We start from the raw sequence: 14,760 nt of genomic DNA on the forward strand, positions 1-14,760 counted from the left end.
TGTAAAAGGTTGCGTTGATTTGCCAAATTGTATTGCACTAAAATAGGGTTTAGCCTGTTGTTAATCTTGTTGTTGCGAAAAAATAGAAGTCTCTGTTGTCTGGGTTTACTTTTTATAGAGGTTAAACTCTTCGATATCATGGTATCCGAAAACTTCGATTTCGGGCTGACTGTTTATCAAATTTCTAATTTTGTCTAATGTGCTTAATCTTAGGTCATTGTCTTCTGCTCTCATTTTTGCCAATTGATTTACCGGATGATCGCTATCTGTAAGTTCAATTCTCATATAATAAGCATCTGCAATATAAAACAACCATCCATTTTCTGTTTTTAAGGCAACACCGCATTGCCCTAAAGTATGTCCGAAAAGAGGAATCAGAAAAATTTCGGTTTCGGTAGTTGCCGTCACTTTTCTGGCCTCAAACCCAAACCAGTTCAAGTCAGATTTATCATACGTCTTGATTGTTGGATTGTGGGATAAAGGGGTTTTTAAATATCTCGGATTTCCGGAACTGAAACTTTCATACTCTTCCACTCCAACGTGAACAGTAGCGTTTGGAAAATCTGCCAGGCCACCAATATGATCGTTATCCAGATGCGAAATAACACAATCGGTAACTTTTTTAGGATCAAGACCCCGTTTTTCTATTTGTTTTAAAGCGGTTTGATTTTCGTCAAAACGATAGCCCACCATGTCTATAAGTTGTTGACCAATTCTTTCTTCTGGGTTTTGAATGTCTAAAAGCCCGATTCCGGTATCGATTAAAATGAGTTTGTCGTTTTCCTGAATCAAAAGGCAATGTCCGCAAACATTGTCGTTTACGGGTGAAACAATTTTTACGCAGTTTAGGTGATGGATTTGAGGCATGTGTTTTTATTTGATTGATTGACGTTGATGGCAACTATATAGGATGTAATTGTTTTCTTCTTTTAAGGGGAAAACAAATTGGAAGGAAGTTTAGTTTTTAAGGACTTCTTCTTTTTTTAAGCCTGAAATTTCTATAATTTGTTCAGAAAGAGTTATGAAATTAGTTAGTTCTCTCGTTTTTGAATCGGAATAGGGAGACCAAAAACGATAGCTTTTATTTTTGCCTTTAGATCCAAACTCTATTTTCCAGGTACTTCCGTCAAGCCCATTTGTATGCGCTTTGTCCATGTTTATTTCGTCAAGGGAAGCCGTTACAGCAGCTAGTCTTTCAAAAGTTTTGTAATCAATTTTTAAAACGGTATCAATTTTACTATAAGCCCATTTCGGATCGTCGAATAATGGTTTGCTCTGAACAAATACAACGGCACTATCCTTATTATATGATTTAGAAATGTTTATGTTTATTCTGTTATAAGGAATTTTAAGTCCACCCATATAAGAGAATTCTATTTCATCTATTTTGGATTCAATTTTAGACTCCATTTTTAAGTTTTTTTCATGACAGCTTAAAAGGATTAGTGTTGTTAAGCCAATTAAAATGTATTTCGTGATCATAATTAAGTTTTTTTATCGTTGTGCGCACAGATTTCCAATCCGGTCTCTCAGGTGTTTTTTGGTTTTAATATTTGATTATTTTTACGTTTTCCGTTACTCCTTCGGAATAAATTTTTAAAATATAGATTCCTTTAGGAAGACTTTCTACATTTATTTGCTCTGTATTAAGTTTGTTTTGAAACAGGGTTTGTCCTTTTGCATTAATTAAGGTTACAAATTCAGGTTTTTGACCGGATAAGGATGTGATGTTGAGTTTGTCTTTGACCGGATTAGGAAAAACATTAAAATTCTTGCCTTTGAACTGGTTTTCGGGAATGCCTAAAGAATTTGAGTTTTTATATTTTGCCAAACCTATATTGGGGTTCGCAGTTGGGCTGGTCGTACCTATTGTTATAAAATGGTCCCCATTTACAATTACTTTTTGGATTGTGCTATTCGAGGAGTTCATATTTGTCGTTACGATTCCTTTAACTCCAAAATTTGTTTTATAAGTTCCGTCAGGATTTAGTTTTATCAGTAAGCTATTGGATGTGGATGTGGTTGATGTTACTCCGGCCAGAAGAATTGAATTGTTTTGTAAGATATTAATATCATTAATGAAATCTTTCTCGCTTTTGGTATCAATTAATATTTTACCATCGTCACTAAATGTAGTGTCGAGTTGACCATCAATTGAAAATTTTGCCAGATTGATAACGTACTTAAAAGCACTTGTTGCTCTGGAACCTACACCATAGATTTTGTTGTTAGCAATTTTAATGGTCATGAACCGGTCGTAATTGTCCTGTAAATTGGCACCAAATTGTGCATAACTGTAACCGTTTAAGCCAAAAGATTTATCGATACTTCCGTCTGAATTTAACTGTACTAATAATGATGACTCTGTAGGATTGGACACTACGCCGCCAATTAAAATTTTGTCACCATTCATGACAGAACAAAAGGCTCTCTGGGATAATGATTCAAAATCGATAATTTGTACACCATTTGTGCCAAAACTGTTATCGTAAGTTCCATCAGCATTTAATTTTATGGCCAGGATATCTGAGTTACTGTTTAAGGCATATCCCACAACAATTATTTTGTTATCAGGTAAAATATGTAAACCCTGGATGTCAGATTCTGATCCGATTACTTTTGTTGTAATACCATTAGTTCCAAAAGTAGTGTCTAATGTTCCATCTGTATTGAGTCTTGATATGGTGGCATGTGCGAGAGAAGCGCCTGAACGTCCGGCCAGAATGATTTTTCCGTCATTTTGTATGCCAATCTTTCTTACCAGGCTCAAATCATTTCCAAACTCAACAATTGAATAGCCATTTGTTCCAAATGAAGTGTCTAATGCACCGTTGGGCAAATATTTTAGTATTAAATTATCCTGACCTTTTAAAGTCGTGTATCCGCCAACAAGAATTTTATTATCGGGTAATTGAATCCCGTCGAATGCATAATCTGTACTGGATGATAAATCTGTAATAACTTTTCCATTTGTTCCAAATGATGTGTCTAAGCTGCCATCTGTTTGGGAATACGATATGGAACAGCTAAAAATTAAAAGTAAAATTGTTCTTTTCATAGCCTTATTTTTTCTCTTTATTGGTTGTTATGATTAAAACTCCGGCTTCTCCAAAATTGCCATAAATATTAATTCCCTTTTGTTTGTCAATGGCGATAATTTTTTGAATTTTATTTTTTGATAATGGAAGTTTTTCTTTTTCAAGATCTTGAAAACGATACGGAATACCATCAATGACTACAATTGGTTCTTTTGTAATGATTTTATTTTCAGCCAATTTTGTTATTGTGTCTGATAAATAATTTTTTTCTTTTCCATTGTCTTGTAGTTCATATCTGTTCTGAGAATAGATTGAAAAAGATAAAAGAGAAATAATGATTAAAGTAAAGTTTTTCATAAGCGTTTGGTATTGGGTTGATTTTTATTTCTGAAAATTATGGCACTAAAATACTCTTTTTTTTATTTAAAACTAATCTTACAAAAAAAGTTTTCTTATGAAGCTTAAGTGCGCGTTAGGGATAGTAGCGTAAAGCCCGCAGCCTGACGAAGGAAGTGTGAGGACTTGCAGCGAATAGCCCGACCCGGAGGGTAACGCCCAAAAAATTATTCGCGTTTCTATTATTATTTCCCCGAAATTTGCAAATCAATTTAAAAAAAAAGAAAATGGAGGAATTTGGCAGAATACTAGTTTCTGAAACAGCAATGAACAGTGAAAATCTTCAGGATGTTATTCACTCTAATATTTCGGTGATCAATTTAATGCGTGAAGAAGGTGTTGATGACGAATTTATTCATGAAGATGCGTTGATGAGTTATTACTTAGATTATTACTATTCGCAATATGCCGAAGGAAATTTTGCCCAGTTTGTTTATAGATCAGGCTGGAACAAGGAACTGAACGAACTTATCGAAGAAGGTTTGGCCTTAATTGGTGCCGAAAAACATTTGGAGTTATTCCGGCAACAAAGCAAAAAGGTAAAATTAATGAGCAGCGTAAAGCTCAATAAATTTGTAAGCGGAAAACTGGAAGGCGTAAACCCAACCAGAGATTTACTGAACAACGATACTTTTTATGAATTAGAAGAAAATCTGGTTACATTAAATGCTGATTTTTTAAAAAACCACCCTGATTTCGAAGTGCTTTCGGTAGATGATATGTTTGCGGCTTTGGAGGAATATGTGGGGCATGAGATAAAGCGTGCTTAGTTTTTAGGTTTCAAAGGTTTTTACATAGAGAATCGAGACGGTATTTTAATCTCGCAAAGGCGCTAAGTTTTTGTTTCAGGCAGGTTTAAAAGATTTGGACAGATTTAATCAGTATGACCTGTGTGCCTTTGGGATTGCAGGATTAATTCAAGTTTCTTTAAAAAAAAACTTGGCGAATCTTTGGGAAATCTTCGTGTTACTTTGTGAAATAACTTTACTAATTTAGCCCTTAGTGATTTAGCATTATAAAAAGTCAAAAAATGAGATGTAGATATTGTCAGATATTGCTTTTTCTTTTCCTTCAGACAGGATTTTCTCAAAACAAAATAAATCTTTTTTCAGAAATCAATTATAGTTCGATTCCTTCTGTTTCCTTAAACGATTATAAGTCCGTTCAGGAGCGCGATCAAAAATTTCAAAATCCCAATATTGCTTTAGGAATTGGTATTTCGGGCGGAGGTTCGAGAGCACAGTTTTTTAGTATGGGCGTACTTTTAGGACTGGAAGAAATTCAGGAAGCCAATTCTGAACGTAACTTTTTAAAAGAGATCGATTATTTTTCTACCGTCTCCGGAGGCTGTTTCTCTGCGGGTTATTATTTAACGATTCTGAAGAATAAACTATACAATGAAAATTGTTCTTTCAACGAATTTTACTTTTCAAAAGCAGATGCCTACAAAGATTATGTCGATAAATCGGCCAATATCCTGTCTTTACTGAACAACAGCCGAAACGAAAAAGGCGATAAAATATCGATGACACAACGAATCGATTCGGATATTTTACAATATGATGCCCTGAATCCGGAGAACACCAATAAGTTCAATTCGCAAATGTTGTTGTCTGATTTTTTTCTTCCCAAAGACAGTAAATCTATTCCTTCTTTGCCCATGTTTGTGGCCAATGGAACGGCTTTTAATAATGGCGAGCGAATTCCGTTTATGCCGCATATCATTAAAGGTTTAAATTTAAATTCGTCCTTAGCCCCCAATAAAGCTTCGATTGCACTGAATGAAAACAAAGTCAATGACGGTTATAATTTTCCGGTTACCTACGCCATTACAGCAAGTTCTGCTTTTCCGGGAGTGCTTCCAAAAGTGAAGTTTGGAGTGAAAAATCAGGATAAAATATTGTGTATTGTCGATGGGGGCGCTTCAGACAATATGGGCTATAAAACCCTGGTCGAATTGCTTCATAATGATGTGAAGGTGAAAGACATAAATAAAAAGGCACTCTTTATTGACTGTCTTGGACAAGGAAAGAAAACACCTTATATCACCGATGCCAAAATCAGATTGATCTCGTTGTTTGAAACCGCTTCTTTGTATACGGTACAAACCCGATATATGACCTTTGATAAAGATGTCGAAAATACTTTTGAACGTTATAAAATACCGGTTACCAATTATCAGATTATTGGTTTTACAACTATTAGGGATCATCTGTTAAAGCTTGACAAGGATAAAGAGTATGAGGATTTGGTAACAGAATTAAAAAACACAAACGACGAATCGGGAAGTTGGGTACGATTGTATGGAAATTTCAAGCAGGAACTAATTGCAAAGTTTGGAGAAGATTTCTTTAAAAAAGACAAAGACGGCGAAATTATTGTCGCTACACTGAGTAAAGAAAAATTCAAAGATTTAACGGCCAGGCAAATTTTGTTGTTGTATGAATATGCGTCACATGTTGAAACCAAATTGAGAATTACACCCGAAGAAAGAGAAGTACTCTTATTGTCAGGTCGCTTTGCCGCTTATTTAAAAACCGATGAATTACAGGAATTATTGGTAGAACATAAATAAATTAATAATTATTTTTTCATTTTCTGATTTTTTTAGAAAATTTTGTAGGGAAATTATATATTTGAATGAGTTTTACAACTCAGAATGATTGCCTTGCATAATTTCAAAAAAAAGATCCCAATGAAAAAACACCTACTACTAAGCGGAATCCTTCTGTTATTACTATCCTGCGGAAAAAAGGAAATCAGTTCCGGAGACGAAAAGCTTCAAAACGACACATTAGTTGCGCAAATCCAATCCGAAAACAACGGACTCGAAAATGCAATTGGCGGTGTACTATTTACAAATACGGATAGTATAGATGATTCGAAAGAACTAGATTTAAATTTATTGGCAAAAGTAATATCACAGACCAATATTAAATATGCTGATATCAAAAGGGATAAAACAAGCTCTGTGAAGTTTAACGATCAGATTACCTTTTTTGTAATTGCTTATGCTGTTGAAAATGTAAATAAGGAAGTAGGCATTTCCATCGAAAGAAAATATGTGTTTGCCCGCACCATAAACGGCAAAATCATAGCACAGGAAGATGATGGCAATTTAACATATTTTGAAGATGAAGTAGTGCAGATTTCAAAAAGTCATATTTTCAAAAAGCTAATCAGGCTCAACGAAACCACAGCCGGAATTGCGTTCTATACCAGATTTAATGCAGGTGGGGGACAAGTGCAGTTCTTAAAGGAAAAATTAACCATTGTTACTTTAGATGATACTAAAATTAAAAAAGTATTATACAATTATACCATCGGAAGAGCCAATACCAGTACTATTGATGGCACTACGGATCAAACAGAAACGCTGGTCTCAGGACTTCGCGTTTCGGATGCCCAAACAAATGGTTTTTATGATTTGATTATTTCAAAAAACTTCTCATGTGAAGAATCAAATATGAGCGATGATATCGATGTGAAAGCGAATGCAAAAACTAAAAAAGAAACGGAAGTATTGAAATATAACGGAAAAAACTATACGTTTGATGCCACGGATAAAATGAGATTTATTTAAAATGCAATACCAATCTGAATTTAACTTTTTCAATAATCAGCCGGACAAAGTAAAATGATGTATAAAAAAATAGCTTTTGTCTTGCTGCTCTTGCCTGTAATCGTATCAGGTCAGGTAAAAAACAGAGATACAGCCGATAATGTTACCCGTTATTATTATGACGATCATGTAATTTCGGTACAAATTTGGTACGGACCGGATAAAAAACCGGACAGTACCAAAACCTATTATTCGAATGGAAAACTAAATGAAGTCTTTTATTATGATGAGAAAGGTCTTAAAGATTCAAATGCTTTTCAGTACAATAAACAAGGGGAAAAACTGGTCACATGGAATTTTTCCCACGGAAAACTTGTCAGCAGAACCGATCATAAATTGCCTTTTAACAAAGACAAAGAAGAATCAGTAAAAAAAGCCCTGCAATTGATGACCGAAATCAATATAAAAACGAATTATAACCCGACTAAGGTTAACGATTTGTTCAATCGCGGTGTTTTAAGTATTAGTCTTGGTAATACTACTTTGGCGCTTGAAGATCTAAAAAAGGTAGAATACTCTATTGATAAAGATCCTAAAAATAAAGATATTGTCCTGTCTGATTCTTTAGAGAAAACAAGAGCGGTTTTTAGAAGTAAATTGTACGATCGATTGGCTAATATATATGCCTCGCTCGAAATGGACAGTTTTGCTTTTAATTATTGTTATAAGGCGATTAAAAACGCTCCCGATGATTTGCGTATTTTGTACAACTTTGCGATATTATTACAGCGAAGAAAGTCTTATGATTTGGCTCGTTACTACTTAGAAAAAATTGTAACTAAAAAACCAGATCACGCACATGCAAGATGGGCACTTGCAATATTATACAGCGATATAGGAGAATATCAAAAAGCAATGGAAAATGTTAATGTCGCTTTTAAATACGAAAAAACGATCATTGAGAAGAGCATAGGATATGGTGGCAGGGACTTAAGAACCACCAGAGGTTTAATTTATCATAAACTTGGAGAATCAGATAAAGGAATTGCTGATTTGAAATATGCCTTAGATATGGATAAAAACAATTCGTATGCGATGAAAAATCTGGGTATTATTTATCTCGATCAGCATAAGTATAAAGAAGCATGTGAATGGTTCCAAAAAGCTAATGACCTTAATTATACGCTGGCTTATGACGAGGCAGATTTACCGTCGTTGCTGGAAAGTGCCTGCAATAATGTTCAGCCCGCAGTTACAACTCTTAAAAAGTCTTATGTTTTCCCGAATCCGGCTCAAACAACCATTTCGGTTGAGAATGTAAAAACTAAAAACTTTGATTTCGAGTTTTTTGATTTCGAATCGAAAAGCGCCTTAAAAGGAAAAACCATCGACGGAACAATAAATGTTATAGCATTAAGTTCAGGGTTTTATATTTTGAAAGTTACAATTGATGATGTTGTTGAAACGTTTAAGGTGATTAAAGAATAAAGAATAAAGAATAAAGAATAAAGAATAAAGAATAAAGAATAAAGAATAAAGAATAAAGAATAAAGAATAAAGAATAAAGAATAAAGAATAAAGAATAAAGAATAAAGAATAAGTATATTTAAAGTACTAAAATTTTTGTGAATCCTGTGCTGCTTTCATGCATCTCTGCGGAATAACTGCTATTTCAATACCACTTGCTCAATTAATTCCAGTCTTTTTACAATCGAATTTTTAAGTAATATCGTTCCCGGCGATAATACGGCATTTGCTCCAATTCTGGAATTATCCCCAACCAAAGAACCAAATTTATCCGAGTTGGTTTCGATAATTTGGGAATTATAAAGCACGGATATTTTCTTATTTGCTCTTTCGTTATAATGATTGGCTGCAATCGAACCTGCTTCAAAATTGATATTTCTGCCAATGATACTGTTTCCGATATAATTAAAATGAGCAATGGCAGTTCCGGAACAAATAATGCTGTTTTTTATTTCGCAACCCGGACCAATTTTTACCGATTGATCTAAATAAACACCTTCTCTAAAATAAGCATTGGCTCCAATGTAGCAGTTCTCGCCAATAATGGCCGGACTTTTTATTGTTACATTGTTTTCGATAGTGGCCGATTTATGAATGGCAATATGATCCTGAATGATGTAATCATCACCCAGATTGGAAATCATTTTTTCGATTATATTTTTGAGGTCATTGGTAATATTCCAGGGTTCAGATGGAGAAAGATCGTTAAAAGTCTTTGAGAAATCTTCAATAAAGTTATCGATAAGCATATTGTAATTTTTTAATTGCAATTTACTTATTTTTTATTTTCGAAAGGGGAGATTTCTTAGTGGAACTTTTTTCCGGAACAACCCCCGAAATAACTTTAGAATCAACTTTGTCGTGATCTTAGGAAACATTTCCTTAAATTTGCTTCCGTTATAAAAAAATACAATAGTTATAAAAATCAAGCTATGTTACAAATCGCATTTATTAGAGAGAATCAGGAGAAAGTAATCAAGGCTTTAGCAAAACGAAATATCGATGCTAAAAGCGTTGTTGAAGAAGTCGTGCAATTAGACGAAAACCGTCGTGCTACACAAGTTGAATTAGACAATACTTTATCCGAATCTAATAAATTATCCAAAGATATTGGAGAATTAATGAAAGCAGGAGAGAAAGCGAAAGCGGCAATCTTAAAAGAAAAAACGGTTTCATTAAAAGAGAAAAGCAAAGAATTAGGAGAAAAAGCAGAAGCTTTGGCATCCGAATTGACCCATAAATTATACACCTTGCCAAATCTTCCGGCAGATATTGTTCCGGAAGGAAAAACGCCGGAGGACAATTTAAACGTTTTCCAGGAAGGAGATATTCCGGTTCTTCATGAAGGCGCGCAGCCACACTGGGAACTGGTAAAGAAATACGATATCATCGATTTTGAATTGGGTGTAAAAATTACGGGTGCTGGTTTTCCGGTTTACAAAGGAAAAGGAGCCCGTTTGCAACGTGCTCTGATCAACTATTTTTTAGATAAAAATACAGCTGCAGGATACAATGAAGTACAGGTGCCGCATTTGGTAAACGAAGCTTCAGGTTACGGAACAGGACAATTGCCGGATAAAGAAGGGCAAATGTACCATTCTACGATTGATGATTTATATTTGATCCCAACTGCTGAGGTTCCGGTAACGAATTTATTCCGCGATGTTTTACTAAGCGAAGCTGAATTGCCTGTTTTATATACGGCATATACACCATGTTTCCGTCGTGAAGCAGGTTCTTATGGTGCACATGTTCGTGGATTAAACCGTTTGCACCAATTTGACAAAGTAGAAATCGTGCGTGTTGAACACCCTGATAAGTCTTATGAAGCTCTTGACGGAATGGTAGAACATGTGAAAGATATTTTGAAAGAATTGAAATTGCCATACCGGGTTTTGCGCCTTTGTGGTGGTGATATGGGTTTCACATCGGCTTTGACGTATGATTTTGAAGTGTTTTCAACTGCTCAGGATCGTTGGTTAGAGATCAGTTCAGTTTCTAACTTCGAAACTTTTCAGGCCAATCGTTTGAAATTGCGTTTCAAGGACAAAGACGGAAAAAACCAGTTGGCACACACATTAAACGGAAGTTCATTGGCTTTACCAAGAGTTTTAGCCGGGATTTTAGAAAATTACCAAACTCCGGAAGGAATCGTAATTCCTGAAGTTTTACGCCCTTACTGCGGATTTGATATTATAAATTAACTTTTAGAGTTCTTATAAACAAACCTAACAGGTTTTAAAACCTGTTAGGTTTTCTCAATTTTAATAAAGAACTAAAAAAAAACAGAAAAAGAGATGAATGGAATTTTAAATTGGAACGTAGATCCTGTTATTTTCATGGTCACAGATAGTTTTCCATTAAAATATTATGGCGCTCTTTTTGCCTGCGGACTTTTACTGGGTTATTATATCGTAAGAAGAATTTACCAAAAAGAACATCTTTCATTAGATAATCTGGACAGCTTATTGGTTTATGTAATTGTGGGAACCATTTTAGGCGCCCGCTTAGGACATTGTTTTTTTTATGAACCTGCTTATTTTCTGCAGCATCCCATAGAAATTCTTTTACCAATTCAGAAAGTTGCCGGAGTTTATAAATTCGTTGGTTATCAGGGGCTGGCAAGTCACGGAGGATCAATTGGTGTTTTGATAGCGATGATTTTATATTGCCGAAAATACAAAGTTAAGTTCTTATGGATTCTTGATAAAATGGCCATTGGAGTTCCTGTAACGGGAGCTTTTATCAGGTTTGGAAATTTTATGAATTCTGAGATCTACGGTAAACCAACAAACGGAAACTGGGGTATTGTTTTTCAAAGAGATGACATGATCCCAAGGCATCCAACACAATTGTATGAAGCATTTGCTTATTTGCTGATTTTCGGAATAGTTCTTTATCTTTATAAATCAGAAAAAATCAAAAAGCCGGACGGATTAATCTTTGGATCTTTCCTGACGTTAATGTTTGTAGCCAGATTTATAATTGAATTTTTTAAAGAAAACCAGGAAAGCTTCGAGAATAATATGCTGATTAATATGGGACAAATACTAAGTATTCCTTTTATTTTAATTGGCGTAGCTTTGGTTATCTGGAAATCGAAGAAGCACATTGAGCTTTAGTTTAAAATTATATCACACGGAATACTACAGCGAAGACTGAAAAGTAAGACCAAAAACGGTGGCTTTAAGCTGAATCCTGAAAAAAAAGTGACTAAAAAAACTGAAATATGAAAAACATCATTCTCTATATCGTTTTGTTGTGGTCAGCTTTTGCAGTAGCACAAAATGAACAACTGGCTCAATATTACTACGATAAAGGCGATTTTGAAAAAGCTAAAATCAGTTATGAAGAACTTTTAAACAGTTCACCATCCAATACACAATATTTTTTAAGAACGATCGATTGTTACCAGCAATTGCAACAATTTGAGGTGGCTCAAAAAGTCATTCAGGATCGTTACAATAAATACAAGCAGGGTGTTTTTTTAGTTGAATTGGGATATAATTTCCAATTGCAAAAAAATGATGCAAAAGCTAAAAACTATTATGAACAGGCAATCGAGAAAATCAAGACCAATCCTAATGATGTCTACGGAATTGGAAATTCTTTCGAGAAAAAAGTATTGCTCGAATATGCTTTAAAAGCCTATCAAACCGCAATGCAGATTCAGCCCAATTACAATTTCAATTTTCAGATAGGAATGTTATACGGCCAGCTGGGAAAGACTGACTTAATGATTGATTTGTTGCTGACAGAATCCTTTAACAATCCGCAGAATGCCAATTTAATCCAAACGCAATTGTCGCGTTTCATGAATGGTGAAACAGACAATACAGCTTTTAAAGACGCCATGCGTAAAGCTTTGATCTTAAGGACTCAAAAAGATCAGGATGTATTTTGGAATCATTACTTAAGCTGGTTTTATGTGCAGCAAAAAGAATTCGGAAAAGCCTTTATTCAGGAAAAAGCCATTTACAAACGCGAACCGGAATCGCTTTCAAGCATTGTCAATTTAAGTCAGTTTGCAATGAATGAAGATGATACCGATACGGCAGAAGAAATACTCAACTTTATCCTTCAGAACACCAAAGATCTCGATTTACTGATTCAGACCAATTCGTATTTAATGCAAATTAAAATCGATAAAGCTCAGGAAAAAGATTATCCAATTATCAATACAGAGTTACAACAATTGCTCACAACCTATGAAATAACTCCTTTTACCTTATCTTTGCAAATAATTCAGGCGCATTTCCTCGCTTTTAATCTCAAAAAGACAGAAGAAGCGAAGGCAATTGTGAAAAAAGCGCTGGAGTTAAATCTGAATGCCTATCAGGAAGCAGATGCGAAGATGGAGCTGGCAGATATCCTGCTTTTAGAAGAAAAGTTCAATCAGGCGTTAATATATTATTCGCAAATTCAATTGGATTTAAAGAATGATGTCATGGCGCATGAAGCCAGTTTAAAAGCTGCAAAAACAAGTTATTATAAAGGTGATTTTGAATGGGCCTTAAAACAGTTTAAAGAGTTAAAAGCTGCAAATACACAATTGATTGCCAATGATGCGCTGGAGTATTTTTTATTGATAAATGATAATACGGTTGCTGATTCGACACAAACAGCCTTAAAGCAGTTTGCAAAGGGAGATTTTTTAATCTATCAGAATAAGAAACCCGAAGCAATTGCCCAGTTTCAGGGTATTTTAAAAACCTTTAAAGGACAGGAAATAGAAGCTGTAACATTGTTGCGTTTAGGTAAAATATATGAAAGTCAGAAAGATTTTAATTCGGCTTTAAGCCAATATCAACAGATCATTGACCATCATAGCGACGGAATTTATGTAGATGAAGCCCTGTTTTTTTCGGCAGAAATTTACAATGACGAATTGAAAGATACAGAAAAGGCAAAGCCTTTATATGAAAAGGTCATTTTTAACCATCAGGATAGTATTTACTTTGTTGATGCGAGAAAAAAATACCGCGAATTGAGAGGAGATAAAAATTTATAAATAGATTATTAGATTTTTGGACAACTTAGATTATTAGGCTTTTCTAAAATCTAATAATCTAACGATCTGAGAAGTCTGACAATCTAAAGACAAAGATGATTATTTACAACGTTACCACTAATATACACGAGAGCGTTCACGACCAATGGTTAAAATGGATGCAGGAAAAACACATACCGGAAATTCTGGCCACTAATAAATTTTCTTCGGCACGAATTGTCAGGGTTTTAATTGAAGAAGAAATGGGCGGAATCACCTATTCAGTACAATATGTTACCGACAGTAAAGAAACTTTAGATCATTATTATATCGAGGATGAGCCAAAATTTCATCAGGAAGCTTTGGGGTTATTTGCAGATAAAATGCTTTCTTTCAGAACAGAATTAGAGGTTATTTCGGAACATTAGTTTTTGGCATTCAATTGAGTTAGGAAAGAAAGAATTGCAGAAAGGGATTTTATTCGTGTAATATAATATATTGCGAATTAAATAAATAGGTCGTTTCTGCTTAAGGCCTAAAAGAAGTATATTTGCAAAAATTAATTTTTTAATTAAAAATGGTGTTTGTCCATTCAATTTTCTAATCCAGGTATATATAAATGAAAATTATTTTATTTTTTCTCTTAAGTCTGACTGTTTCTTGTCAAAATGAAAATGAAACATCGACTTCTCTTGTTTTACGACTTAATGAATTTAGAGAAATTGAAAATTCTTCAAAAGAGACCTTAAAAAATATCGCGTCATCTAAATATGAAGTATTAAAAATAAAAAACGAGGAGCAGCCTAAATCATTCGGACAATTAACAGGTTTTGCAACACAGATTTATTCTACTGGTAACGAAATTAATGATTACATCGATGAAATTAAAGCAGAAATCTCTGAAGATGATTGTTTTGTAACAAACGACACGACTCTTTATGATGCATTTGTAAAACAAAAATATGCTATTTTAAAAAACAAAATAGACAATTTTTACAAACAAAATAAAGTGATTACATCTTCTTCACGTGGTTATGCTTATTTGAAAGAGTATAATGAAAAAACATTTGATACAAATAAGACCTTTGTAAATAAGGAAAGTAAAAATGTAGATTTTTTAAATTTTAAATTCAACTACAAAGCAAATATTGGGTTGTTAACAAGTTTAGAAAAGATTCAATTTGAGATTGTTAATTTTCAGTATATGTTCATGAATACGATTATGGGATCTGCTTATTAAAATATTG

14 protein-coding genes are annotated in these 14,760 nt (G+C 34.0%); 9 read left to right on the forward strand and 5 right to left on the reverse strand.

Translation table 11 applies throughout. The features are described from left to right. Positions 1 to 105 precede the first annotated feature (105 nt). The 4 genes from ACHRWY_RS11010 to ACHRWY_RS11025 form a co-directional block, all read right to left on the reverse strand. A complete protein-coding gene (locus ACHRWY_RS11010) occupies positions 106 to 867 on the reverse strand; it encodes an MBL fold metallo-hydrolase (RefSeq protein ID WP_395354537.1) in 762 nt (253 codons plus the stop codon). Between the two features lie 90 nt (positions 868 to 957). Beyond that, positions 958 to 1,482 (reverse strand): hypothetical protein, encoded by a 525-nt coding sequence (locus tag ACHRWY_RS11015; protein ID WP_395354538.1) that lies wholly within the window; start codon positions 1,480 to 1,482, stop codon positions 958 to 960. A 64-nt stretch (positions 1,483 to 1,546) separates the two neighbouring features. Next, positions 1,547 to 3,058 carry a T9SS type A sorting domain-containing protein gene (locus ACHRWY_RS11020; RefSeq protein WP_395354539.1) on the reverse strand — a complete coding sequence of 504 codons (1,512 nt, stop codon included), beginning with the start codon at positions 3,056 to 3,058 and terminating at the stop codon, positions 1,547 to 1,549. A gap of 4 nt (positions 3,059 to 3,062) precedes the next feature. Continuing rightward, complete coding sequence (locus tag ACHRWY_RS11025; protein WP_395354540.1) at positions 3,063 to 3,395, reverse strand: hypothetical protein; 333 nt, start codon at positions 3,393 to 3,395, stop codon at positions 3,063 to 3,065. A gap of 266 nt (positions 3,396 to 3,661) precedes the next feature. Between ACHRWY_RS11025 and ACHRWY_RS11030 the strand changes: the two genes are divergently transcribed. From ACHRWY_RS11030 to ACHRWY_RS11045, 4 genes are all read left to right on the forward strand, one after another. Beyond that, positions 3,662 to 4,204, forward strand: coding sequence for a hypothetical protein (locus ACHRWY_RS11030; RefSeq protein ID WP_395354541.1), 543 nt, complete (start codon positions 3,662 to 3,664; stop codon positions 4,202 to 4,204). A 260-nt stretch (positions 4,205 to 4,464) separates the two neighbouring features. After that, positions 4,465 to 6,009: a patatin-like phospholipase family protein gene (locus ACHRWY_RS11035; protein ID WP_395354542.1), complete on the forward strand. Its 1,545-nt coding sequence runs from the start codon at positions 4,465 to 4,467 to the stop codon at positions 6,007 to 6,009. A gap of 120 nt (positions 6,010 to 6,129) precedes the next feature. After that, entirely contained in the window at positions 6,130 to 7,017 is an 888-nt protein-coding gene (locus tag ACHRWY_RS11040; RefSeq protein ID WP_395354544.1) for a hypothetical protein, read from the forward strand. Between the two features lie 57 nt (positions 7,018 to 7,074). Next, positions 7,075 to 8,484: a tetratricopeptide repeat protein gene (locus ACHRWY_RS11045; protein WP_395354546.1), complete on the forward strand. Its 1,410-nt coding sequence runs from the start codon at positions 7,075 to 7,077 to the stop codon at positions 8,482 to 8,484. A 179-nt stretch (positions 8,485 to 8,663) separates the two neighbouring features. Here the strand turns inward: ACHRWY_RS11045 and ACHRWY_RS11050 are convergent, their stop codons facing one another. Next, positions 8,664 to 9,272 (reverse strand): DapH/DapD/GlmU-related protein, encoded by a 609-nt coding sequence (locus tag ACHRWY_RS11050; protein ID WP_395354547.1) that lies wholly within the window; start codon positions 9,270 to 9,272, stop codon positions 8,664 to 8,666. Between the two features lie 183 nt (positions 9,273 to 9,455). Here ACHRWY_RS11050 and serS point away from each other — a divergent pair, with 183 nt between their 5' ends. The 5 genes from serS (at position 9,456) to ACHRWY_RS11075 (ending at position 14,753) form a co-directional block, all read left to right on the forward strand. Continuing rightward, positions 9,456 to 10,727, forward strand: coding sequence for a serine--tRNA ligase (gene serS, locus ACHRWY_RS11055; RefSeq protein WP_395354549.1), 1,272 nt, complete (start codon positions 9,456 to 9,458; stop codon positions 10,725 to 10,727). Positions 10,728 to 10,820: 93 nt separating this feature from the next. Then, positions 10,821 to 11,645 (forward strand): prolipoprotein diacylglyceryl transferase, encoded by an 825-nt coding sequence (gene lgt / locus ACHRWY_RS11060; protein ID WP_395354551.1) that lies wholly within the window; start codon positions 10,821 to 10,823, stop codon positions 11,643 to 11,645. A 107-nt stretch (positions 11,646 to 11,752) separates the two neighbouring features. Continuing rightward, positions 11,753 to 13,534, forward strand: coding sequence for a tetratricopeptide repeat protein (locus ACHRWY_RS11065; RefSeq protein ID WP_395354553.1), 1,782 nt, complete (start codon positions 11,753 to 11,755; stop codon positions 13,532 to 13,534). Between the two features lie 95 nt (positions 13,535 to 13,629). After that, complete coding sequence (locus ACHRWY_RS11070) at positions 13,630 to 13,941, forward strand: DUF4286 family protein (protein ID WP_395354554.1); 312 nt, start codon at positions 13,630 to 13,632, stop codon at positions 13,939 to 13,941. Positions 13,942 to 14,132: 191 nt separating this feature from the next. Next, positions 14,133 to 14,753, forward strand: a complete 621-nt coding sequence (locus ACHRWY_RS11075; RefSeq protein ID WP_395354556.1) for a hypothetical protein — start codon at positions 14,133 to 14,135, stop codon at positions 14,751 to 14,753. Positions 14,754 to 14,760 lie beyond the last annotated feature (7 nt).

This window comes from Flavobacterium sp. FlaQc-48, from assembly GCF_044007335.1.
Lineage (GTDB): Bacteria > Bacteroidota > Bacteroidia > Flavobacteriales > Flavobacteriaceae > Flavobacterium.

Bases quoted from the DNA above. Each gene is read 5' to 3' on its own strand.
- ACHRWY_RS11010 (WP_395354537.1), bottom strand. From the start codon at position 867: ATGCCTCAAATCCATCACCTAAACTGCGTAAAAATTGTTTCACCCGTA.
- ACHRWY_RS11015 (WP_395354538.1), bottom strand. From the start codon at position 1,482: ATGATCACGAAATACATTTTAATTGGCTTAACAACACTAATCCTTTTA.
- ACHRWY_RS11020 (WP_395354539.1), bottom strand. From the start codon at position 3,058: ATGAAAAGAACAATTTTACTTTTAATTTTTAGCTGTTCCATATCGTAT.
- ACHRWY_RS11025 (WP_395354540.1), bottom strand. From the start codon at position 3,395: ATGAAAAACTTTACTTTAATCATTATTTCTCTTTTATCTTTTTCAATC.
- ACHRWY_RS11030 (WP_395354541.1), top strand. From the start codon at position 3,662: ATGGAGGAATTTGGCAGAATACTAGTTTCTGAAACAGCAATGAACAGT.
- ACHRWY_RS11035 (WP_395354542.1), top strand. From the start codon at position 4,465: ATGAGATGTAGATATTGTCAGATATTGCTTTTTCTTTTCCTTCAGACA.
- ACHRWY_RS11040 (WP_395354544.1), top strand. From the start codon at position 6,130: ATGAAAAAACACCTACTACTAAGCGGAATCCTTCTGTTATTACTATCC.
- ACHRWY_RS11045 (WP_395354546.1), top strand. From the start codon at position 7,075: ATGTATAAAAAAATAGCTTTTGTCTTGCTGCTCTTGCCTGTAATCGTA.
- ACHRWY_RS11050 (WP_395354547.1), bottom strand. From the start codon at position 9,272: ATGCTTATCGATAACTTTATTGAAGATTTCTCAAAGACTTTTAACGAT.
- serS (WP_395354549.1), top strand. From the start codon at position 9,456: ATGTTACAAATCGCATTTATTAGAGAGAATCAGGAGAAAGTAATCAAG.
- lgt (WP_395354551.1), top strand. From the start codon at position 10,821: ATGAATGGAATTTTAAATTGGAACGTAGATCCTGTTATTTTCATGGTC.
- ACHRWY_RS11065 (WP_395354553.1), top strand. From the start codon at position 11,753: ATGAAAAACATCATTCTCTATATCGTTTTGTTGTGGTCAGCTTTTGCA.
- ACHRWY_RS11070 (WP_395354554.1), top strand. From the start codon at position 13,630: ATGATTATTTACAACGTTACCACTAATATACACGAGAGCGTTCACGAC.
- ACHRWY_RS11075 (WP_395354556.1), top strand. From the start codon at position 14,133: ATGAAAATTATTTTATTTTTTCTCTTAAGTCTGACTGTTTCTTGTCAA.